This window comes from Longitalea luteola (genome assembly GCF_017356035.1).
Classification (GTDB): domain Bacteria; phylum Bacteroidota; class Bacteroidia; order Chitinophagales; family Chitinophagaceae; genus Niastella; species Niastella luteola.
Genome location: NZ_JAFIQX010000003.1, coordinates 230,047 through 249,717, shown reverse-complemented (window position 1 = coordinate 249,717; position 19,671 = coordinate 230,047). Strand labels below are relative to the sequence as shown.

The 19,671-nt window shown below is 45.1% G+C and carries 19 protein-coding genes; 7 read left to right on the top strand and 12 right to left on the bottom strand.

Going from position 1 to position 19,671, the window contains the following annotated elements:
- The first annotated feature begins 24 nt into the window (after positions 1–24).
- Entirely contained in the window at positions 25–429 is a 405-nt protein-coding gene (mce, locus tag JUB15_RS09565; RefSeq protein ID WP_207512253.1) for a methylmalonyl-CoA epimerase, read from the top strand.
- Between the two features lie 92 nt (positions 430–521).
- Here mce and JUB15_RS09560 read toward each other — a convergent pair whose 3' ends face one another.
- The 5 genes from JUB15_RS09560 to JUB15_RS09540 all read right to left on the bottom strand — a co-directional run bounded on the left by JUB15_RS09560 (position 522) and on the right by JUB15_RS09540 (position 5,322).
- Positions 522–1,136: a MarR family winged helix-turn-helix transcriptional regulator gene (locus tag JUB15_RS09560; RefSeq protein WP_207512252.1), complete on the bottom strand. Its 615-nt coding sequence runs from the start codon at positions 1,134–1,136 to the stop codon at positions 522–524.
- A gap of 210 nt (positions 1,137–1,346) precedes the next feature.
- Positions 1,347–2,306, bottom strand: coding sequence for a T9SS type A sorting domain-containing protein (locus tag JUB15_RS09555; protein ID WP_207512251.1), 960 nt, complete (start codon positions 2,304–2,306; stop codon positions 1,347–1,349).
- A gap of 583 nt (positions 2,307–2,889) precedes the next feature.
- Positions 2,890–3,624, bottom strand: coding sequence for a ribonuclease III family protein (locus JUB15_RS09550; RefSeq protein ID WP_369411534.1), 735 nt, complete (start codon positions 3,622–3,624; stop codon positions 2,890–2,892).
- Between the two features lie 103 nt (positions 3,625–3,727).
- A complete protein-coding gene (fabF, locus tag JUB15_RS09545; protein ID WP_207512249.1) occupies positions 3,728–4,981 on the bottom strand; it encodes a beta-ketoacyl-ACP synthase II in 1,254 nt (417 codons plus the stop codon).
- 104 nt (positions 4,982–5,085) lie between these two features.
- Positions 5,086–5,322: an acyl carrier protein gene (locus tag JUB15_RS09540; RefSeq protein WP_081146706.1), complete on the bottom strand. Its 237-nt coding sequence runs from the start codon at positions 5,320–5,322 to the stop codon at positions 5,086–5,088.
- A gap of 263 nt (positions 5,323–5,585) precedes the next feature.
- On the opposite strand from JUB15_RS09540, the gene JUB15_RS09535 reads away from it, so the two are divergent.
- The gene (locus tag JUB15_RS09535; RefSeq protein WP_207512248.1) at positions 5,586–6,014 is read left to right on the top strand and encodes a GNAT family N-acetyltransferase; all 429 of its coding nucleotides are present in this window, start codon (positions 5,586–5,588) and stop codon (positions 6,012–6,014) included.
- Between the two features lie 68 nt (positions 6,015–6,082).
- Here the strand turns inward: JUB15_RS09535 and mfd are convergent, their stop codons facing one another.
- A complete protein-coding gene (mfd, locus tag JUB15_RS09530; protein ID WP_207512247.1) occupies positions 6,083–9,526 on the bottom strand; it encodes a transcription-repair coupling factor in 3,444 nt (1,147 codons plus the stop codon).
- Between the two features lie 283 nt (positions 9,527–9,809).
- On the opposite strand from mfd, the gene JUB15_RS09525 reads away from it, so the two are divergent.
- Positions 9,810–10,577, top strand: coding sequence for a ferredoxin--NADP reductase (locus tag JUB15_RS09525; RefSeq protein WP_207512246.1), 768 nt, complete (start codon positions 9,810–9,812; stop codon positions 10,575–10,577).
- Between the two features lie 210 nt (positions 10,578–10,787).
- Here the strand turns inward: JUB15_RS09525 and JUB15_RS09520 are convergent, their stop codons facing one another.
- From JUB15_RS09520 to dtd, 4 genes are all read right to left on the bottom strand, one after another.
- Positions 10,788–11,081, bottom strand: a complete 294-nt coding sequence (locus tag JUB15_RS09520; RefSeq protein WP_207512245.1) for a hypothetical protein — start codon at positions 11,079–11,081, stop codon at positions 10,788–10,790.
- Between the two features lie 123 nt (positions 11,082–11,204).
- Positions 11,205–12,644 (bottom strand): glycine--tRNA ligase, encoded by a 1,440-nt coding sequence (locus tag JUB15_RS09515; protein ID WP_207512244.1) that lies wholly within the window; start codon positions 12,642–12,644, stop codon positions 11,205–11,207.
- 139 nt (positions 12,645–12,783) lie between these two features.
- Positions 12,784–13,113, bottom strand: a complete 330-nt coding sequence (locus tag JUB15_RS09510; RefSeq protein ID WP_207512243.1) for a nucleotide pyrophosphohydrolase — start codon at positions 13,111–13,113, stop codon at positions 12,784–12,786.
- Positions 13,114–13,240: 127 nt separating this feature from the next.
- Entirely contained in the window at positions 13,241–13,693 is a 453-nt protein-coding gene (gene dtd / locus JUB15_RS09505) for a D-aminoacyl-tRNA deacylase (protein ID WP_207512242.1), read from the bottom strand.
- A 32-nt stretch (positions 13,694–13,725) separates the two neighbouring features.
- On the opposite strand from dtd, the gene arfB reads away from it, so the two are divergent.
- The 3 genes from arfB to JUB15_RS09490 are packed head-to-tail and all read left to right on the top strand — an operon-like array spanning position 13,726 to position 16,028.
- Positions 13,726–14,133 (top strand): alternative ribosome rescue aminoacyl-tRNA hydrolase ArfB, encoded by a 408-nt coding sequence (gene arfB / locus JUB15_RS09500; RefSeq protein WP_207512241.1) that lies wholly within the window; start codon positions 13,726–13,728, stop codon positions 14,131–14,133.
- A gap of 17 nt (positions 14,134–14,150) precedes the next feature.
- Positions 14,151–14,960, top strand: coding sequence for an MbnP family protein (locus tag JUB15_RS09495; protein ID WP_207512240.1), 810 nt, complete (start codon positions 14,151–14,153; stop codon positions 14,958–14,960).
- A gap of 57 nt (positions 14,961–15,017) precedes the next feature.
- Positions 15,018–16,028 (top strand): cytochrome-c peroxidase, encoded by a 1,011-nt coding sequence (locus JUB15_RS09490; RefSeq protein WP_242696284.1) that lies wholly within the window; start codon positions 15,018–15,020, stop codon positions 16,026–16,028.
- 244 nt (positions 16,029–16,272) lie between these two features.
- On the opposite strand, the gene JUB15_RS09485 is transcribed toward JUB15_RS09490, so the two are convergent.
- Positions 16,273–16,950 (bottom strand): hypothetical protein, encoded by a 678-nt coding sequence (locus JUB15_RS09485; RefSeq protein ID WP_207512238.1) that lies wholly within the window; start codon positions 16,948–16,950, stop codon positions 16,273–16,275.
- Between the two features lie 285 nt (positions 16,951–17,235).
- On the opposite strand from JUB15_RS09485, the gene JUB15_RS09480 reads away from it, so the two are divergent.
- On the top strand, positions 17,236–18,747 hold the full coding sequence (locus JUB15_RS09480) for a lipopolysaccharide biosynthesis protein (RefSeq protein WP_207512237.1): 1,512 nt from the start codon (positions 17,236–17,238) through the stop codon (positions 18,745–18,747).
- Positions 18,748–18,988: 241 nt separating this feature from the next.
- Here the strand turns inward: JUB15_RS09480 and JUB15_RS09475 are convergent, their stop codons facing one another.
- Complete coding sequence (locus JUB15_RS09475; protein ID WP_207512236.1) at positions 18,989–19,630, bottom strand: MBL fold metallo-hydrolase; 642 nt, start codon at positions 19,628–19,630, stop codon at positions 18,989–18,991.
- Positions 19,631–19,671 lie beyond the last annotated feature (41 nt).

Genomic DNA, 19,671 nt, shown 5'->3' with positions numbered 1-19,671 from the left:
CCAACCTATCAACTTATCAATTAAATGAAAATTGAACACATAGGCATTGCCGTTCGCGAGTTATCGCAATCGATACCCCTGTTTGAAAAACTGCTGAATACGCCTTGTTACAAAACGGAACAGGTGGAAAGTGAACAGGTAACTACTGCTTTTTTTAAAACCGGTGATTCAAAAATTGAACTGCTCGAAAGCAGCAGTGCCGAAGGGGTGATTGCCCGGTATATTGATAAAAAGGGCGAAGGGATCCATCACATTGCTTTTGAGGTGGCCGATATTGAAGCAGAAATGAAGCGGCTGGTGGATGCGGGTTTTGTGCTGCTCAATGATAAACCCAAACGCGGTGCCGACAACAAACTGGTTTGTTTTTTACATCCAAAAGGAACAAATGGCGTGTTGATTGAACTCTGTATGGAAATGAAGGATCAATAGGCAATTGACAATTGGCAATTGACAAAGCACCCTATCTGCAATCAGCTTGTTAGCAATCAAACACCCCGCCATACGAGCGCATTGCCTTTTGTCTATTGTCTATTGCTTGTTGTCTTATGCTCGGGGCATTCAATGCGCAATTCATCAATGACCAGCGCCTTTTGCATCAGGTTGCAATAGTGCACCTGTTGGCGGTCGCCATTATAATAGAAACAATTATAACACATGCGCTGGGTAGAAATGATGCCATTCTGATTGAGGCGGTAGATAAGTTCAAGTATCGCCATCAGAAACTGCTCTTTTTGCAGCGGCGATAAGGTAGCGATGGCGCCATCGAGGGGCAAGGTGAAATTCTCTATCATGCCGGTGAGCTTCATACCCTGCTCAGTAAGCGAAAAATTAAAACTGCGGGAATCCAGCACATCGTCTGACCGTTTTATCAATCCTTTTAGTTCCAGCACTTTAATGGAGTCACTGATAGTGGCTTTGGTAAGATTGAACTCCCGCGCCATGGAAGCGATGCGGCGCTGTTTATCGGAGTTATGGTATTTGATAAAGATCAACAGCTGCATCTGTATCGGACTCAGCTTATGTTCCTTGGCTTCTGTCCATAACAAAACCCTGAATACTTCAGAAATTTTTTCCAAAGCGGCTACAATCTTGTAGTCTACATTGGTAATATGACGTTCCGGGTCAAATGCGGACATGACAAAGCAATTCCCTTTAAAGATAGTGACTTAACGCGGTGAATATAATACATGTATAGGTAATAATCCATACCCTGGGCAGATAATAGACCAAATCAGCTGTAACTGTGCTGGTTACGTTAGAAAAATATACGCAATAGATACAAAAAAAGTTCCGCTGTAGACACAGCGGAACCATTACTGTTTACCTAATATGAGGACCATTTAAACCTACAATGCTATTTTCTTAACCTCGCTCCAGCCCTTGTTATCACTAACCCGTACAACGTACACACCGGAGCCGGCACTCATCGCGTTTACGACAAGCCGGTAAGAAGCCTGGTGAAATTCCTTACGCACGATCACCTGCCCGCTCATGTTTATCAACTGTATGGAAACGTTATCTTTTATATCGCTGTTAAAGTCGATGGTAACTGTTTTGTTGGATGAAGCATAGATGTCAGCTACCTGGCTGGTTCCGCTATTACGCAGGGAGCGGATGGCAGAATAAAAGACAGCACCGCTTATGTCTACCTGGCGAATGCGGTAATATACCACTGCATCAGTAATATTTTTATCGGTGTAACCGTATTTGTTCACCAGGTTTGATGTACCTGCACCGGCCACTACAGCAACCTGTTTCCAGCTGCGCGCATCGGCGCTTTTTTCCACTGCATAATACTGGTTGTTCAGTTCTTCACTTGTGCTCCAGCTAAGCTGGATAGTTGATCCCTGGCGGGTAACATAAAAAGATTGAAAGATAACGGGCAGCACCGCTGCAGATAAAAAGCCATCGCCTGTTGACTGATCAGCGTAGCTATAGCCTGTTTGAACGAGCTGTGAACCTCTGAACTTAAATTCATCACCAATTTTTACCTGATCGTTATTGTTGATACCGGTTATTTTTCCGCCGGTATAAATGATGATGCGGCTCGGCAGGTCAAATCTCAGTTTGCCGTTTTCCAGTTGCAATACGCCTTTGATGATCAGTACTACGTTTTCCAGATCGGCATTGCCGTCGAGGATTACCGTTTTATTTTCCGGGATTATAATGCTGTCGCCATTGGCTGGGATACGGCCCTGGTTCCAGGACGTTGGCTTATCCCAATCGCCTGTTTTGGCGGTGATCGATTCAGCCATCAGGCTGGTTGTCATCAGAAAGGATACTAGGATCGTGTAAATTGATTTCATCGGGTGAACAGTTACGACAGTATATTTTCAATACACGTACCTGATTTACCTGGTATGGTAAAAACGAAGGGTATCGTTAACTGTTTTGATGACGTTTTTTCCTGTACAAACAAGTGAACTTCAGCCTTATATGCAAGTTTCATAAATTCTCAAAAAAACATTATTTCCTGCGCAGGAACCAATCACCAACTGCCGGAAATCTTCCCATATATGGAAATATTTTACAATAAGGGGAACTCTTTAAGGGTCGCTGCATTGAGGGGCTTACCGGCTGGCCTGGTTGACCGGTAGATCCTGTTAATAAAGGACAGTGAATGGAGGGACAGTGAGAGTAATATAAGTTGGCCAGTATAAGTTGACTAAGTTGCCGCGTAACCAGTGACCGTGAAAATTGAGGTATAGAAGTTAACGGTAAGTTCAATAGCAGATAGTGAAATAGTTTCTTTCGACTGAAATTTATAATCGACCTTGCGCCGCCAAGATCTTCAGCCTTCAGCCTTCAGCCTTCAGCCTTCAGCCTTCAGCCTTCAGCCTTCAGCCTTCAGCCTTCAGCCTTTTGCCTTCAGCCTTTTGCCTTTTGCCTCTATTCCTCCTCCGCTGCTTCGGTTTTATTCAAACCGAGTTTATCTATAGCGATGGCGGCGGCTATCTGGCTGGCGTCTTTCTTATTATAGGCTTTGCCTTCGGCCAGTAATTCGCCATCGACAACGGCGCCGATGGTAAAGAGGCGGCGGCCACCTTCAATGCGTTCATCGAGGGTTTCAAATTCGAGGTTCTTGCCGTTCTTATTGGCCCAGCCGTATAATTTATTTTTGTGGTTGATCTCGAGGTTCTCCAGGTCTTCCATATACAAATGGGGAATGATGATGCATTCAAACACCCATTGTTTGGTCTTTGTAAAGCCCCGGTCGAGGTAAATGGCGCCAACCACAGCTTCCAGGGTATTGCCAAAGATCTGGCTCATCTTTAGCGAATTGTCGAACTTATTGTAGAAAGTGATCTTTTTTAAGCCCATTTTGATGGCGATCTCGTTGAGCTTGTTACGATTCACCATTTTGGAGCGCATTTCGGTGAGGAAGCCTTCTTCTTTGTAGGGGTATTTCTTAAAAAGAAAATCGGCTACGATCCCACTGAGTATTGCATCTCCGAGGTACTCGAGCCGTTCATTATTTTCGTCGGCATTATCCCTTACCGACCTATGTGTAAGGGCAGCCTTATATAATGCGAGCTTGCCTGGGGTAAAACCCAGTACATTGCGCAGATTCTTTTTAAAAGAAAGATTCTCTTCTTTGCCTAAAAAGCGGTCCAGGATTCCCACAATTGTCAATCTACAAATTTTTCATTAAGCCAAAAAATCATAAATAGGGCCAGGAGTCCGCAGCCGTCAGATTCAATAGTTCATCAACTCACAGCGTATAAAGTTACGCTTTATATTTTTTCACGATCACACAGGCGTTATGCCCTCCAAACCCGAATGTATTACTTAATGCAGCACGTACCGGGCGCTGCTGGGCTTTGTCAAAGGTGAAATTTAACCGCGGATCGAGGTCAGGGTCGTCGGTAAAATGATTGATAGTAGGCGGAACAATATCATGTACCACGCTCATGATACAGGCTATGGCTTCAACTACTCCGGCAGCACCTAAACAGTGACCCGTCATAGACTTGGTTGAACTGATGTTAACATTATAGGCATGTTCGCCAAAAACATCGGTTATTGCTTTTACTTCGGCAATATCACCTAACGGTGTAGAGGTTCCGTGGGTATTAATATAATCAATATCCTCGGGTTTCATGCCGGCGTCTTCAAAAGCGGCCAACATAACGTTCTTCGCGCCCAATCCTTCGGGATGCGGGGCTGTGATATGGTGCGCATCGGCTGTAGCTCCACAACCGGCGATCTCGCAATAGATCTTGGCGCCACGTTTTAACGCGTGTTCCAGTTCTTCTACTACCAGTACACCGGAGCCTTCACCCATAACAAACCCATCGCGCTCTTTATCATAGGGACGGCTTGCTGTTTTAGGATCATCGTTGCGTTCGCTCAGGGCTTTCATGGCATTGAAGCCACCCACACCTGCTTCGCTGATAACACTTTCAGCACCGCCGGTAAGAATGATATCGGCTTTGCCAAGCCTGATGAGGTTAAACGCATCCATGATGGCATTGGTAGAAGAGGCGCAGGCACTTACCACGGCAAAATTGGGGCCGCGAAAACCATGCCGCATAGAAATGTGACCAGCTGCAATATCCAGGATCATTTTAGGAATGAAGAAAGGATTGTAGCGGGGGGTTCCATCGCCTTTGGCGAAGTTCACCACTTCTTCCTGGAAGGTAATTAAACCGCCGATACCGCTGGCGAATACAACGCCAACCCGGTCAACGTTTACATTATCTTTATTAATGCCGGCATCGATGACTGCCTGATCGCTGGAGATAATGGCCGTTTGGGTAAAACGGTCAATTTTGCGGGCTTCCTTACGATCGAGGAAATTCAACGGGTCGAAATTCTTTAACTCGCAGGCAAAGCGCGTTTTGAATTTGGAGGCATCAAAGTGGGTAATAAAATCGGCACCGGATACTCCGTTGATGAGTCCGTTCCAATATTCCTGTAAACTATTACCGATAGGTGTAAGGGCACCGATACCGGTTACAACAACTCTTTTCAATTGCATAGCTCTTGCCAGAGGGAGTTTTAAGTAAGAAATCCGCCTTCGCAGCATGCGCCCAGCTACCGAAAGCGGATTTAATTTATTGCACCTGATCTACAGTAATCAATTTACTTAGCATGCTCTTCTAAGTAAGCAACAGCCTGGCCAACAGTAGTGATAGTTTCGGCCTGTTCATCAGGGATGGAAATATTGAACTCCTTTTCAAATTCCATAATTAATTCCACGGTGTCGAGCGAATCGGCACCCAAATCATTGGTGAAAGAAGCCTCATTGGTAACCTCTGCTTCTTCTACACCAAGCTTATCAACAATGATCTTTTTAACTCTTGTTGCGATGTCTGACATTTTTGTAAAGTTTAGTTACGGCTGCAAAAATATAGATTTTGGAATAATGACAATAAAAGGCTGGTTTTTAATTAATCTTCTTTATATTTTGTGATTTACCAGTTTTGTAGTACTATCCCAGCCATCCCCGATAGCCATCGGGACCCCTTAAACGGTGGGAGACCAAGTTTTATGCTTTGAAAGCCCGTTTATTTTTCAATGGCCTGATGGGGACAAATAAATGGTAAATCCTTATATTGCAGCGCACTACCCAATTAGTCGGCATGGCTTTAAAAATAATAGATCATGGTTCCCGGGAGTACCAGCAAATGGTTCAGCTGCGTAATGACATTTTACGCAGGCCACTTGGCTTGAAGTTCACTCCCGAAGAGCTGGAAAAGGAAAAAGAGGAGATCTTAATCGGCGCTTTTGAAGAAGAAAAGATGCTGGGCTGCTGTATGCTCATTAAGCAGGACCCCGTATCAGTTCGTTTGCGCCAGATGGCGGTATTGAATAACCTGCAGGGTAAGGGTATAGGCCGGGCCCTGATGCAGTTTGCCGAGAACATTGCCCGCGACCGCGGCTTTCAAAAGATAACCATGCATGCCCGTAAAACAGCCGTTGGTTTTTATGAAAAACTCGGTTACCGGGTCTGCGGACAGGAATTTGAAGAGGTTACCATCCCCCACTATGTAATGGAGAAGCAGCTCTAGGTTTTAATGGAAGTCTAATGCGGTTTTAATGTAGCGGGCGGAAAACAGGGTTTTCCCGCCTGTTACTCCTAAGTCGTAGCCTCCTGTTTAGATACAAAATTCTTCATCTGCCCGAGGAACTTAACCATCTTTTGCATACTGGTCATATCTTCTATTACCAGCATAAACAATTTGCCGTTCTGCTTCAAGCGGGCTTTATTGGTTTGCGTTTGAATAAAGGTGAGAATGTTATGGAATATGGGCGATTCAAAATAGGGCGAGTCGGCCTTATTGATAAAGTAACATTTCAGCGTTTCATCTTTCAGCAGCATTTTTTCAAAACCCAGCTCCACGGCCAGCCGGCGGCAACGCACCGTATCGAACAGGTCTTCTACCTGTTGCGGAATGGGTCCAAAGCGGTCCTGCAGCTCCAAAGCAAAGGCCTGCAACTCTTCTTCATTATCACAGTTATCTAAGCGGGTATATAACGTTAACCGTTCGGTGATACTTTCAACATAGCTGTCGGGGATCAAGATCTCCAGGTCGGTATCGATGGTACAATCCTGTACATAATCCTCCTGCTTCGAGATCTCTTCTTTGAACAGGTTGCGGAACTGGGTCCGTTTTAATTCCTTGATGGCCTCTTCCAGTACTTTTTGATACATCTCGAAACCGATCTCCGCCATAAACCCACTTTGCTCTCCGCCCAGCAGGTTACCGGCGCCCCTGATATCGAGGTCGCGCATGGCGATCTGGAAGCCACTGCCCAGTTCACTATGCTGCTCCAGCGTTTGTAACCGCTTTCTTGAATCAGGTGGCAGGGTGCTCATTGGTGGCGCCAGCAGGTAACAGAATGCTTTCTTATTGCTGCGTCCTACCCTGCCCCGTAACTGATGCAGATCGCTTAGACCAAAATGATGCGCATTGTTGATGATGATGGTATTTACGTTGGGAATATCCACCCCGCTTTCAACAATGTTCGTACAAATAAGTACGTCGTATTTTTTATCAATAAAGTCCAGGATACGTTCTTCCAGAATATGTCCTTCCAGCTGACCATGGGCAAATCCAATGCTCAGGTCGGGACATAAGCCCTGGATCAGAGCAGCCATTTCAGCCAGGCCCTGTATACGGTTATGAATGAAGAATACCTGTCCGCCACGTTCGGTCTCATAGTAAATGGCATCCCTGATGAAGTCCTGGTTAAATACCTGCACTTCGGTTTGAATGGGCTGGCGGTTAGGCGGCGGCGTATTGATAATACTCAGGTCACGGGCGCCCATCAGGCTGAACTGCAGGGTACGGGGTATAGGCGTTGCCGTTAAGGTTAAACAATCAACATTGGTACGCAGGGTCTTGATCTTTTCCTTATGCGCCACACCGAATTTCTGCTCTTCGTCAATGATCAGTATGCCCAGGTCTTTATATTTAACTTCCTTGCCTAACAGGGCATGGGTACCAATGATGATATCGATCTTGCCTTCTTCCAGCTTCTTTAAGGTCTCCTTTTTTTCTTTGGAAGATTTAAAACGGTTTATATAATCTACTGTAACCGGGAAATCCTTCAGGCGCTCGCTGAAAGTTTTATAATGCTGAAAGGCCAGGATGGTGGTTGGCACCAGCACGGCTGCCTGTTTGCCATCACAACAGCTTTTGAATGCTGCGCGTATGGCGATCTCGGTTTTTCCAAAACCTACATCACCGCAAACCAGGCGGTCCATAGGCGACGGGGATTCCATATCTTTCTTAACATCGCTGGTTGCCTTGCTTTGGTCGGGTGTATCCTCGTAAATAAAGGATGCCTCCAGCTCCGTTTGCATGTAGTTATCCGGCGCATGCTGAAAACCTTGCTGGGCCTTGCGCTGCGCATACAGGGTAATGAGGTCAAAAGCAATTTCCTTAACCTTTGTTTTGGTCTTTTCCTTCAGCTTGTTCCAGGCATCGCTGCCCAGTTTATTCACTTTGGGGATGCTTCCTTCCTTACCGGTGTACTTGGATATTTTATGCAGCGAGTTGATGTTAACGTACAGAATGTCGCTGTCTTTGTAAATGATGCGCACTGCCTCCTGCAGCTTCCCGTTCGATTCCAGCTTTTGCAAGCCGCTGTATACACCCACTCCATGGTCGATGTGGGTAACATAATCGCCGGGCTGTAATTCGCGGAGGGTACGCAGGGTGATGGCCTTGTTCTTGTTATAGGCCTGTTTCACCTTGTATTTATGATAACGCTGGAAGATCTGGTGATCGGTATAACAGATCACTTTCAGGTCTTCATCAATAAATCCTTCGTGTATGGATGTGGGTACCGGCGTAAACTGTATGCCTGCCTTCAGGTCTTCAAAAATACTGTTCAACCGTTCGAGCTGACGAGGGTTCTCGGCAAACAGGTAAAGGCTGAATTTTTTGGCTTCCCACGACTTCAGGTCCCTGATCAGCAGATCGAACTGACGATTGAAAGCAGGCTGATCTTTGGTGTTATGATCAATAGTGAATGGAGTATGGTTGGTTGGCTCACCATCCGCCATGAACCCTGCCGAATGGCCGAATTCTATTACATGCCGGCCGGCCAACTGCTTTTTCAGTATACTACCGCTGATGAACTCATCAGCCTTTATGGTCGTTTTGATCGTTTTATCATCTTCTTCTGCAGCCTCTTTGGGCACCACATTGTTAACCTGCATGTCAAGGAACAGGTGCAGGTCTTCTTCCTGGGTCAACAGCTTTTCCTTCGTAAGCGCCCAGTCCTGGAACCAGTAAACGGTATTCTCAGGCAGGAATTCGAAAAGAGAGATCTTTTCATCCTCATCGAACTGTGTTTCTACATTGGGAATAATGCTGACCTGTAACAATTTCCGTTCGCTCAACTGGGTTTCGGGATCAAAAATGCGGATGGAATCTACATCATTGCCAAACAGTTCAACCCGATAAGGTTTTTCGTTGCCAAATGAGTAAATGTCAAGGATCCCGCCGCGTAAGGCAAACTGTCCGGGTTCGTAAACAAAATCGGTTGAAGAGAACCCATAATCCACCAGTTGCCGCAACAGGGCTTCCACATCGATAGCGTCGCCCGACTTTAAATAAATGATATTTCCGGCCAGTGTTTTGGGCAGCACCACTTTTTCAAATAGCGCCTCGGGATAAGTGACCAGGGCACCCACGCGGTTGCTATTGGCCATGGGAGAAGAGAACCGGGTAAGCGCTTCCGTACGCAACATTACGTGCGAAGAATTGAGCAACCGGAAATTCTTCCTGTTCTTGAACGAGGAGGGAAAGAAAAAGAAGTTCAGGGCATTGGTAAGGTTTTCCAGCGAATTGTGCATGTAAGCCGCCGATTCCGAATCTTCACATACGATAACATGATTTAGCTGGCTGCAGGCGTCGTGCTGGAAAATGGTGCTGATGACAAAGGCCGGGGAACTGCCATGCAGGTTCTTACAGAAAACTTGTTGCGGTTGGGCAAAAGTCAGCCTGTCCGCCAGTTGAAAAAGGCGGGGGGTATTTTTATAAGCTTCGAGCAACACCTGCAAATTCATATCAGCGGCCGCAAAGATAAGTAAAAGTTGACGAGTTAACCAGTTGACAGGCTAACGAGTTAATCTGCATCTGCTAATTACTGATTTTCAGCGAGCCGGTTGCCGGGTACCGGTTATGGTTGCCAGAATCCCGGGCTTCAATCTTTTAGGTGTGGCTGTACGCATTTTAAAGCTTGTATTTTGCAGCCCGCACTACCTGCTGCCTAACTTGTTAACTCGTCAACCAGTCAACTTTTCAACTAAATCCTGTAACTTAAGCAGGTATCTAAAAATTGCATGCTATATGTCTCTTATCTGGCAAACCGGCAAAGTGATCCGCATTATTAATGAAACCAGTAATACCAGGCGGTATTGGATTGAAGTACCCGATGTAACCACATTTGATTTTGAGCCGGGCCAGTTTGTAACGCTTGATCTGCCTATTCATGAAAAGCCTAATAAGCGCTGGCGCAGCTATTCCATCGCATCGTGGCCCGATGGCTCCAATGTATTTGAACTGGTGATCGTTTTGCTGGAGGGCGGGGCCGGCACCACCTGGCTTTTCAATGAAGTAAAAGAAGGAGACACGCTTACTTTTCGCGGACCGCAGGGCAAATTCACCCTGCCCGAAACTATCGATCGCGACCTGTTCTTTATTTGCACCGGCACCGGCATTGCGCCCTTCAGGTCTATGGCCCACCATATTTTAAACCATAATATCAGTCACCAGAACATCTACCTGATCTTTGGCTGCAGAAAACTGGCAGACAGCTTATATGCTAAAGAAATGCAGGAACTCTCCGAAAAAGTGACCAGTTTTCAATACATCCCTACTTTTTCGCGGGAGGTTGCCGAAAACCATAACCATTTGATCCGCACCGGCTATGTACATGCTATTTATGAAGAAATATGCCGGAATAACTGCGGCCAGGCCGCAGGTTCGGAACCGGCAACTGTAAAACCCGCCTATTTTTATTTATGTGGCTGGAAGAATATGATCGATGAGGCGAAACAGCGCATACAGGCACTGGGTTATGACCGTAAAGCCATACACCTGGAATTATACGGATAAAGGGCAACACGCGGGCTGGCGCCGAGGAAAAAAAATGCCTCAGAACGATTTTTTGACGAAGATCAAGCAAATAAAGGCCTTCCAACGGGTATAACCGCTGGTCCTGGTTGATAATTTAATACAGATCTACTAAGGGAATACTCGTAAAAATAGTGCAGGACAAAGGAGATAATAGGGGCTTACGATCAGGAATGAAATGGAAAGAACAACTTACTTTTTTCCGGCTGATTTATCCTGCAGCTTGTCTGATTTCTTTTCCTCTTTAGTGCTGATAGGAATTACGGGAATCTTAGATGAGCCTTTCAGTTTTTCTTCCAACTCCAATCTTTCTTTCTGTAAATCAAGAATTTCGGCATGGCTCGACATCATTTCCTTCTCCAGCTCGAGCACTTTTTTCTTTTGCTTTTTCAGCTGTGTGCTGCGGAGCAGGAAACCTGATGCAAATGCAATCAGGATAATGCCGGCCAGGATGGGAACATCAATTAAGAGTTTAATTAATAGCATAGGCTAGCCTCCATTTTATTCACATGGTTATATTAAGGTTGCAACAAATATACATGGTTAGACATAAATTAAAAGAGTAGATTTCCCATGAAATATATCTTTTAATTAAATATCTATGCCGCACTAAATTAAGTATTTTGCTACCAGCTCGCGCACCTGGCTGGCAGGAATACGATCCTGTTGCATAGAATCGCGGTGCCGGATGGTTACAGTTCCATCTTCTTTGGTTTGATGATCGATAGTTACACAGAAGGGCGTTCCAATTGCGTCCATACGACGATAGCGTCTTCCGATGGCATCCTTCTCCTCGTAAAAACAACGGAAATGCGACTTACAGTTATTCATGATCTCCCGGGCGATTTCGGGTAAGCCGTCTTTTTTCAATAAAGGCAAAACAGCCAGCTTTATAGGAGCCAGTTTTGGTTGCAGCTTTAATACCACACGGCTATCCTGTTTGTCGGCAGTGCTCAGGTCTTCTTCTGTATACGCTTCGCTTATAACCATCATAAACGTCCTATCCAGACCAACAGAGGTTTCCAGCACATACGGAATATAGTTTTGATTAATCTCCGGATCGAAGTACTGCATCTTCTTTTTGCTATAAAGCTGATGGTTTTTGAGATCGAAGTCTGTCCGTGAATGGATACCTTCCAGTTCCTTAAAACCTATGGGAAATTCATATTCAATATCGCAGGCGGCATCAGCATAATGGGCCAGCTTTACGTGGTCGTGAAAACGGAACTTTTCCTTAGGAATTCCCAGGCTCAGGTGCCATTTCATGCGTTCCTCCTTCCAGTACTCATACCATTCTTTCTGGGAGCCGGGACGAATAAAGAATTGCATTTCCATCTGCTCAAATTCTCGCATCCGGAAGATGAACTGCCGGGCAACGATCTCGTTGCGGAAAGCCTTTCCGGTTTGGGCAATCCCAAATGGGATCTTCATACGACCGGTCTTTTGTACGTTCAGGAAGTTCACAAAAATACCCTGGGCTGTTTCGGGCCGCAGGTAAATTTCACTGGCTTCTTCCGATACACTTCCCAACTGGGTGCTGAACATCAGGTTGAACTGACGTACTTCTGTCCAGTTTTTCGTTCCACTGATAGCACATTTTATATTAGCGTCTTCAATAAGCTTTTTCAAGCCATCATAATCGTTGGCAGCCAACAACTTATCCATTTCAGCCAACAGGGCGTCGGCTTCGGCTTTCTTGCCTTCTTTTTCCAGCTCATCGGCTTTTGCTTCGAGCAGGTGATCGACGCGGTAACGTTTCTTACTGTCTTTATTGTCGATCATGGGGTCGCTGAAATTATCCACGTGACCGCTGGCCTTCCAGGTGGTAGGATGCATAAATATAGCAGCATCGATACCCACAATGTTCTCATGCATCTGGGTCATGCTCTTCCACCAGTAATCGCGTATGTTCTTTTTGAGCTCACTACCCCACTGGCCGTAGTCGTACACCGCGCTGAGCCCGTCATAGATCTCACTGGACTGAAAAATAAAACCGTATTCTTTGCAATGCGAAATAATTGCCTGGAACCTATTGTTATCTGTTGCCATAAGGATGCAAATATAATAGTTGATAAGTTAATAGAGTTAACAAGTTGACAAGGACTTTTTACTCCAGCATTTTCTTACATGCAGGAAAAAACCCGCACGGGTGTCAACTTCTTTTAGCCCATCAACTCTGTCAACTTTATCAACTTTTCAACTTGGGATTATCTTTATGCCTATCGGCATCGCGAATGTTCTTCTTTTCAAAATTCTTCCGCAGCGCTTCGGTGAGGTCAACGCCGGTTTGGTTGGCCAGGCAGATAAGTACCCATAAAACATCGGCCATTTCATCGGCCAGGTCTTTTTGTTTATCACTCTCCTTGAACGACTGGTCGCCATACTTGCGGGCCATGATACGCGCCAGCTCCCCCACCTCCTCGGTAAGTATAGCCATATTGGTTAGTTCGCTGAAATAACGAACGCCTACGGTCTTTATCCAGTGATCAACCTGTTGTTGTGCTTCTTTAATTTCCATATTGTGAATGGTGAATGGTCAATGGTGAATGGTCAATGGTCAATGGTCAATGGATCCTCAATTTCTACTCGCAATGGATTTTTCATTAGCAAATTAGCACATTGGCTCATTATCACATTAGCATTTTTTATTCTTTATTTTTTGTATCGATGACTATCGTTACTGGTCCATCATTTAACAGCGAAACCTTCATATCGGCTCCGAACTCACCGGTGAATACGGGCTTGCCCAGATCGGCCTGCAGCTGCTGAACAAACTGTTCATACAAGGGAATGGCAATAGGTGGTTTTGATGCCCTGATGTAGGATGGCCGGTTCCCTTTTTTCGTAGATGCATGCAGCGTAAACTGGCTTACTACCAGGATATCGCCTCCCTGTTCTTTTACCGATTCATTCATAACACCCGTTGCATCGTTGAAGATGCGCAGGTTTACGATCTTGCCGCTCAGCCATTGGATGTCTTCAGAATTATCACTGTCTTCAATTCCTACCAAAACAAGTAAACCCTTTGAAATAGCAGAACGTATCTTGTCATTGATCACAACATTCGCCTGCGTTACCCGTTGTATAACCGCTCGCATAGTTCCTTTAAATTAGTTTTTACCTTTATAAAATGAAGATAGATGTTTCAAAAGAAATTCAATTTAAAACTGCCCGCAGCGGTGGTAAAGGGGGGCAAAACGTAAATAAGGTAGAGACCATGGTGGAAGGATATTTTCATATATCTAATTCACTGATTTTAAATGCTGAGCAAAAAGCAACTGTTCAAAAGAAATTGGCAGCAAAAGTGAATTCGGAAGGGTTTTTGCAAGTAAGAAGCCAGATTCACCGCAGCCAGTTGCAGAACAAGGAAGAAGTGGTAAAAAAAATAAATACGTTAATAGAGCAAGCTTTAAAAAAAGAAAAGAAACGCATCGCCACCAAACCTTCGAAAGCAGCTAAGGAAAAGCGGCTTGAAACAAAACAGAAACAATCACAACACAAAGAAAACCGCCGAAAGATCCGACCCGGCGATTTGTAAGCGTAACACCGAATGCTATGAAACTGACTCAACAACTGCACCGTGTTAATTTTTGCAAATTATGTATTGCCTTGCTGTTAGTGACAGCAGTGATATCCTGCCAAAAGGAATTACACTTCGACGCAGAACCGCAAAAGGAACACAACCTTATTCTGAAATTTAAACCCGTGGTCCTTTATGATTCAGTTCCACTGGTACTGGGTCAAACATATACCAACAACTTTAAAGAGCCATTCACGCCTACCGCTTTCAAATTTTACATTCACAATTTCCAAATGATCAATACCGACTCAGGTAAGACCTTTGAACTGGCAAATGACAAGTATTACCTGGTTGATTTTTCAGATTCAGCTTCTACAGAAATCAAAATAGCTATTCAGCCCTATGTATACAACCGCATTAAATTTACCATAGGTGTAGATAGCGCCGATAATGTAAATGCCGGCGCACAGATCGACGCCCTGGATCCCGCCAGGGGCATGTTCTGGAACACGACCACCGGATATATTATGGCGAAACTGGAAGGAACTTCGCCAAGATCGCCGCAAGGTGGTAAATTTGAGTATCATATCGGCGGTTTCACTGCAGCGGAAAGTGTCATTCGGGAGATCCCATTATTATTTCCCTATGGTCAAAACCTCGATCTGAAACCTGGTGGAGAAAGCCAGATGTTCATTACCTGTGATGCCAACGACTGGTTTTACAACCCGTGGGATATAAAAATTTCCCAGACACCGGTAGTTAATGGGCCCGGCGAACTGGCCAGGCAGGTGGCTGAAAATTATTCAAAAATGTTTACCGTGGATTCTGTTTATAATGGACAGTAATCGATCTTTAATGAAGAATGAACCGTGGCTGTTAGATGGACAATAAGAATTTGTTTATTGCTTTTATCGGGATGCCTGCTGGTAAATGCCTGTAAAAAATCAGGTGATGGTAACAGTGGTCCACACCCGCTATCCCTGGAAATACCAGCAGGATTCCCGGCCCCGCAATACTCCTTTACCGGCAATCCCCTGACGCAGGAAGGGTTTCAACTGGGCAGGAAACTATTTTATGATGGCCGCCTGTCAAAAGACGGGAACTTTCCCTGCGCCTCCTGCCATCAGCAATTCGCCGCTTTCGCCACCTTCGATCATCCGTTGAGCCATGGCTTCAATAACCAGTTTACCAAGCGCAATGCTCCGGGTTTATTCAACATGGCCTGGCTGAAAGATATGCATTGGGATGGCGGCATTTCCAATATCGAGGTGCAGCCGCTGGCGCCCATCACTGCTCCCAATGAAATGGCTGAGGAAATCGAGAATGTCATTAAAAAATTGCAGCAGGACGATCATTATCCCCGGTTATTCGCTGCTGCTTTTGGCGATGCTACTATCAACAGCCAGCGGATGCTGTTTGCGATTACGCAGTTTGTAGGCTCCATGGTATCGGCCAGTTCAAAATATGATAAAGTAAAACAGGGATCGGCTAATTTCTCACTCACAGAGCAAACCGGTTATACGCTTTTTCAATCGAAATGTGCAAGCTGCCATCCTGAACCTTTATTTACCGACAATAGTTTTCGCAACGTCGGGCTGCCGGTTGACCCCTTCCTCAATGATTATGGCCGGATGCTTATTACCAACAACCCGGCCGATTCGCTGAAGTTCAAAGTACCCAGCCTGCGCAATGTGGCGCTTACTTTTCCCTATGAGCATGATGGCCGCTTCGCTTCTATCACCAGCGTGCTCGACCATTACAGCAGCGGCATCCAGAACAGTCCAACGCTCGATCCGCTGTTAAGGAACAGGATCCCGCTCACCAATGCAGAAAAATTTTACCTGCTCGAATTCCTTAAAACACTTTCCGATTCGACGTTCATCAACGATAAAAGGTTTTCGCAACCGCATTAAATGCGGAACGCTGAACGCCAAACGCAGAACGCTAATACAGTGCAAGGTGTGGCACACTTTGGAAGTGTGCCACACCTACAAAAAAACGCGTCCCGTTCCCGGCTAAGCCGGAACGGGACGCGCTAAAACTATTAAACAGATTTACAATTACATTTTCTGAAGCCTGTTGGCTTTCCAGGCGTTCCGCGCGTGTACGCCTTTGGCGGATTAAGCGTTAAGCGTTTTGTGTTAAACGTTCAGCGTTTTATTGCTTGCTCAATTTTGCACCCTGGCTAACTTCCTTCTTGTTCAGGATAACATTCAGGGCTTCTTTCTGGCGGTTCAGGTCTTCGGTTTGCAATAACTGGTCATTCTTGTTCTGGGCAATTTTCTCCTGCAGGTTCTTTAACCGCTTTTCAAGATCGTACTGATCGTCTTTGAGGTTCAGTAATTTTTTTTCTGATTTCTTCACCACATCTTCCTGGTGTTTTATTTGCACATCCAGGTTATAAGCGTCGATATAAGGAGCCATCCTGTTCAACAGTTCCTTTGAATCGCTCACCTTAAAGCGGTCGTCGGAAGTACGGGCGCCTACATTTTCGCCGGGACGGCCGATGAGCAGGTACACCACACTGGTTTCGCGCTCTTTGAAGATCTTGCGGTCTACTTTAAAATATACATCCACGATCTCGGGATCGGTATCGTCGAGGCGGGCGTTACGATAAACGTCAAAGCTTTTGGCCCGGTCGCTTTTACCGCCCTTTTTTCCCATATATTCTTTGATAGCGTCTTCTACCACTTCAGAAGAATAAGGGAATTCGATGGTGGCTGCTATTTTATCGCTTTTCTGATATTCAATTTTGGTTTCGCCGGATTGCGAAAAAACAGGAGAATTCAAGGAGATAACGGTCACAAGGACCATTAAGGGTAATGACACTTTCATAGTGATCGGATTTTGAAGCTTAAATATACAATGCGGTGGCAAAGATAGCAAGAGTAGCCATATAAAATCGTTATACACATTCAGTTACCCCTGCAGTGGCGGGGTTTTAATGAGGTTCTAATCCCGCGGTTTGGATGACTGATAATCAACAATCCTACATATTACCGAATTCAGCCAGGGATTCCTTTTGTTATTTCTGTCCTATATCAGGCATAAACAGCCTGCCGCTGTAAGGATATTATGACTGAACCCTTAATTTTGACCATTAATTTTAAATAATCATCATTGAGTGGTATAAAAAAATTAGCCGGGCAAACATTGTGGTATGGGGTCAGTAGTATTTTTGCCCGCTTTCTGAATTACCTGCTTACTCCGTACCTGACTTATAAACTCACTGGCTCCGGCTATGGAGAAATGAGCCTGGTATACGCGTCGATCCCCTTTTTAAATACTATTTTCCTGTTCGGGCTCGATACTGCCTATTTCAGGTATGTACAGAAAGAAGAGTACGCGAAAAACATTTACAATACACTCTCTATTTCCATCTTTAGCAGTACGCTTTTCCTATCGGTCGTTCTTATCCTGTTCAATGATTCTTTTGCCCACCTGGTGTCTATAGCCGACCACCCCGAATACATTACTTTAAGCATACTGATCATAGCCTTTGATGCGTTATCAGCCCTGCCCTTTGCCAAACTCAGGCAGGAAAACCGGCCCGTAAAATTCGCCATGGTGCGGGTAACGGGTATCCTGATCAATATCGCCATCATCTATTTCTTTTTATCGCTATGCCCGCGCCTGCTGGAACAAAATGCCAATAGCCCCCTGTTACTGATATACAATAAGGATTTCGGAGTAGGATATGTTTTACTGGCCAATGTCATACAATCATTTTACCAGCTGATCATATTAAGAAAAGAATTATTTGCCTTCGACCTGAAGTTTGACTTTCCCGTATGGAAGGAGGTAATGTTATACGCGATGCCATTAGCCATTGCCAATTTCGCGGGCATGATCAACGAAACCTTCGACCGTATCATGCTGGGCTGGTGGGCGCCGGTGCAAACCCAGGAGGCCGCCCGTTTTGAAGTGGGTACCTACAGCGCCTGTTACAAATTAGCCATCCTCATCTCTTTATTCATCCAGGCTTTTCGCATGGGCGCTGAACCTTTTTTCTTTAAACAGGCCACCCAGGACGATGCTCCCAGGACCTATGCGCGGGTAATGAAATTCTTTGTGATCACCGTTACACTTATGTTCCTCGTGGTGGCGCTTTACCTGGATGTATGGAAACACTTTATCCAAAATGAAGCAATGTGGGAGGGCCTTACCGTAGTGCCCATCCTGCTGTTTGCAAATATTTTCCTAGGCATTTACTACAACCTGAGCATCTGGTACAAGTTGTCGCAAAAAACATCTGCCGGCGCCTGGATCACACTCGTTGGCGCCCTGATCACCCTGGGTATTAACGCAGCCTTCATTCCCCGGTATAGCTATATAGCCTGCGCCTGGGCTACGTTCTTTTGTTACGGCTGTATGATGGCGATCTCCTATCTCTGGGGACAAAAAAAGTATCCCATTCCTTATGCTACCAAAAAGCTATGCGCCTACATGGTCATAGTTGCCATTTTATATTTTGTTCATCATGCCATTACCGGCTGGTGGCCTGCTTCCTGGTTGAATTTTACCCTGGCTACCCTGTTCACCCTCGGCTATCTCGTGTTCATCCTGCGGGTAGAACGAAAGGAGTTCAGCCGGCTGCCGTATGTAGGAAAAATGATCTACAAAATCATATAACGATTTCGAGATTTCGAGATTTCTGATTTAGGGATTTATTAAATCCTGAAATCTCAAAATCAGAAATCAGAATTCAGAAATCGGAAATCAGAAATTAGTGATCAGCAATAATTTTAGATTTCGGGATTTCTGATTTCTGGATATATAAAATCCTGAAATCTCAAAATCAGAAATCAGAAATCAGGATTCGGGATTGATTAAATGTCGAAATCGCGAAATCTCAAAATCAGAAATCGTTTTTTTAGTTTTTGAGGAAGGGATTATGTTTTTTTTCATAGCCGATCGTTGTTTGCGGGCCATGGCCGGGGTAAACTACAGTATCGTCGGGTAAAACAAATAACTGGTTGCGGATGCTGGCAATGAGGGTTTCAAAATCTCCGCCCGGCAGGTCGGTACGGCCGATGCTTTGATGGAACAAAACATCGCCTCCAAGCACAAACTGCTGCGCCTTACAATAAAATGCAATATGTCCGGGCGAATGACCGGGTGTAAATAATACCTGTAATGCATCAGTACCCAACGCTACGGTGTCACCTTCCCGTAAAAAGATTAGGTCACCTTTGTAATTATCGAAGGGCAGCCCCCACGATACAGCAAACGTTGGCGCATATTCCAGCAGCGGCTTTTCTTTTTCATGCAGGTGAAGGGTTAGCCCCCAGGTTTCGTGGATGAATTTGTTTCCGAATACGTGGTCTAAATGACAGTGGGTATTTAACAAATATTTAGGCGTAAGGCCGGAAGTTTGTATAAATTCTTTTAATTCATTGCGTTCATTGCCGAAATAGCACCCCGGGTCGATAATGCAGCATTCCCCGGTTTCGTTATACACCACATACGTATTCTCCTGAACCGGACTAAATGTAAAAGATGTCACTGTAAGCATACTCGTACCTTATTATAATTGATTTTCGCGGTATTATGGAT

What these genes read in the sequence shown, in the direction of transcription:
- mce (WP_207512253.1), top strand. Translation starts at nt 25, where the DNA reads ATGAAAATTGAACACATAGGCATTGCCGTTCGCGAGTTATCGCAATCG.
- JUB15_RS09560 (WP_207512252.1), bottom strand. Translation starts at nt 1,136, where the DNA reads ATGTCCGCATTTGACCCGGAACGTCATATTACCAATGTAGACTACAAG.
- JUB15_RS09555 (WP_207512251.1), bottom strand. Translation starts at nt 2,306, where the DNA reads ATGAAATCAATTTACACGATCCTAGTATCCTTTCTGATGACAACCAGC.
- fabF (WP_207512249.1), bottom strand. Translation starts at nt 4,981, where the DNA reads ATGCAATTGAAAAGAGTTGTTGTAACCGGTATCGGTGCCCTTACACCT.
- JUB15_RS09540 (WP_081146706.1), bottom strand. Translation starts at nt 5,322, where the DNA reads ATGTCAGACATCGCAACAAGAGTTAAAAAGATCATTGTTGATAAGCTT.
- JUB15_RS09535 (WP_207512248.1), top strand. Translation starts at nt 5,586, where the DNA reads ATGGCTTTAAAAATAATAGATCATGGTTCCCGGGAGTACCAGCAAATG.
- mfd (WP_207512247.1), bottom strand. Translation starts at nt 9,526, where the DNA reads ATGAATTTGCAGGTGTTGCTCGAAGCTTATAAAAATACCCCCCGCCTT.
- JUB15_RS09525 (WP_207512246.1), top strand. Translation starts at nt 9,810, where the DNA reads ATGTCTCTTATCTGGCAAACCGGCAAAGTGATCCGCATTATTAATGAA.
- JUB15_RS09520 (WP_207512245.1), bottom strand. Translation starts at nt 11,081, where the DNA reads ATGCTATTAATTAAACTCTTAATTGATGTTCCCATCCTGGCCGGCATT.
- JUB15_RS09515 (WP_207512244.1), bottom strand. Translation starts at nt 12,644, where the DNA reads ATGGCAACAGATAACAATAGGTTCCAGGCAATTATTTCGCATTGCAAA.
- JUB15_RS09510 (WP_207512243.1), bottom strand. Translation starts at nt 13,113, where the DNA reads ATGGAAATTAAAGAAGCACAACAACAGGTTGATCACTGGATAAAGACC.
- dtd (WP_207512242.1), bottom strand. Translation starts at nt 13,693, where the DNA reads ATGCGAGCGGTTATACAACGGGTAACGCAGGCGAATGTTGTGATCAAT.
- arfB (WP_207512241.1), top strand. Translation starts at nt 13,726, where the DNA reads ATGAAGATAGATGTTTCAAAAGAAATTCAATTTAAAACTGCCCGCAGC.
- JUB15_RS09495 (WP_207512240.1), top strand. Translation starts at nt 14,151, where the DNA reads ATGAAACTGACTCAACAACTGCACCGTGTTAATTTTTGCAAATTATGT.
- JUB15_RS09485 (WP_207512238.1), bottom strand. Translation starts at nt 16,950, where the DNA reads ATGAAAGTGTCATTACCCTTAATGGTCCTTGTGACCGTTATCTCCTTG.
- JUB15_RS09475 (WP_207512236.1), bottom strand. Translation starts at nt 19,630, where the DNA reads ATGCTTACAGTGACATCTTTTACATTTAGTCCGGTTCAGGAGAATACG.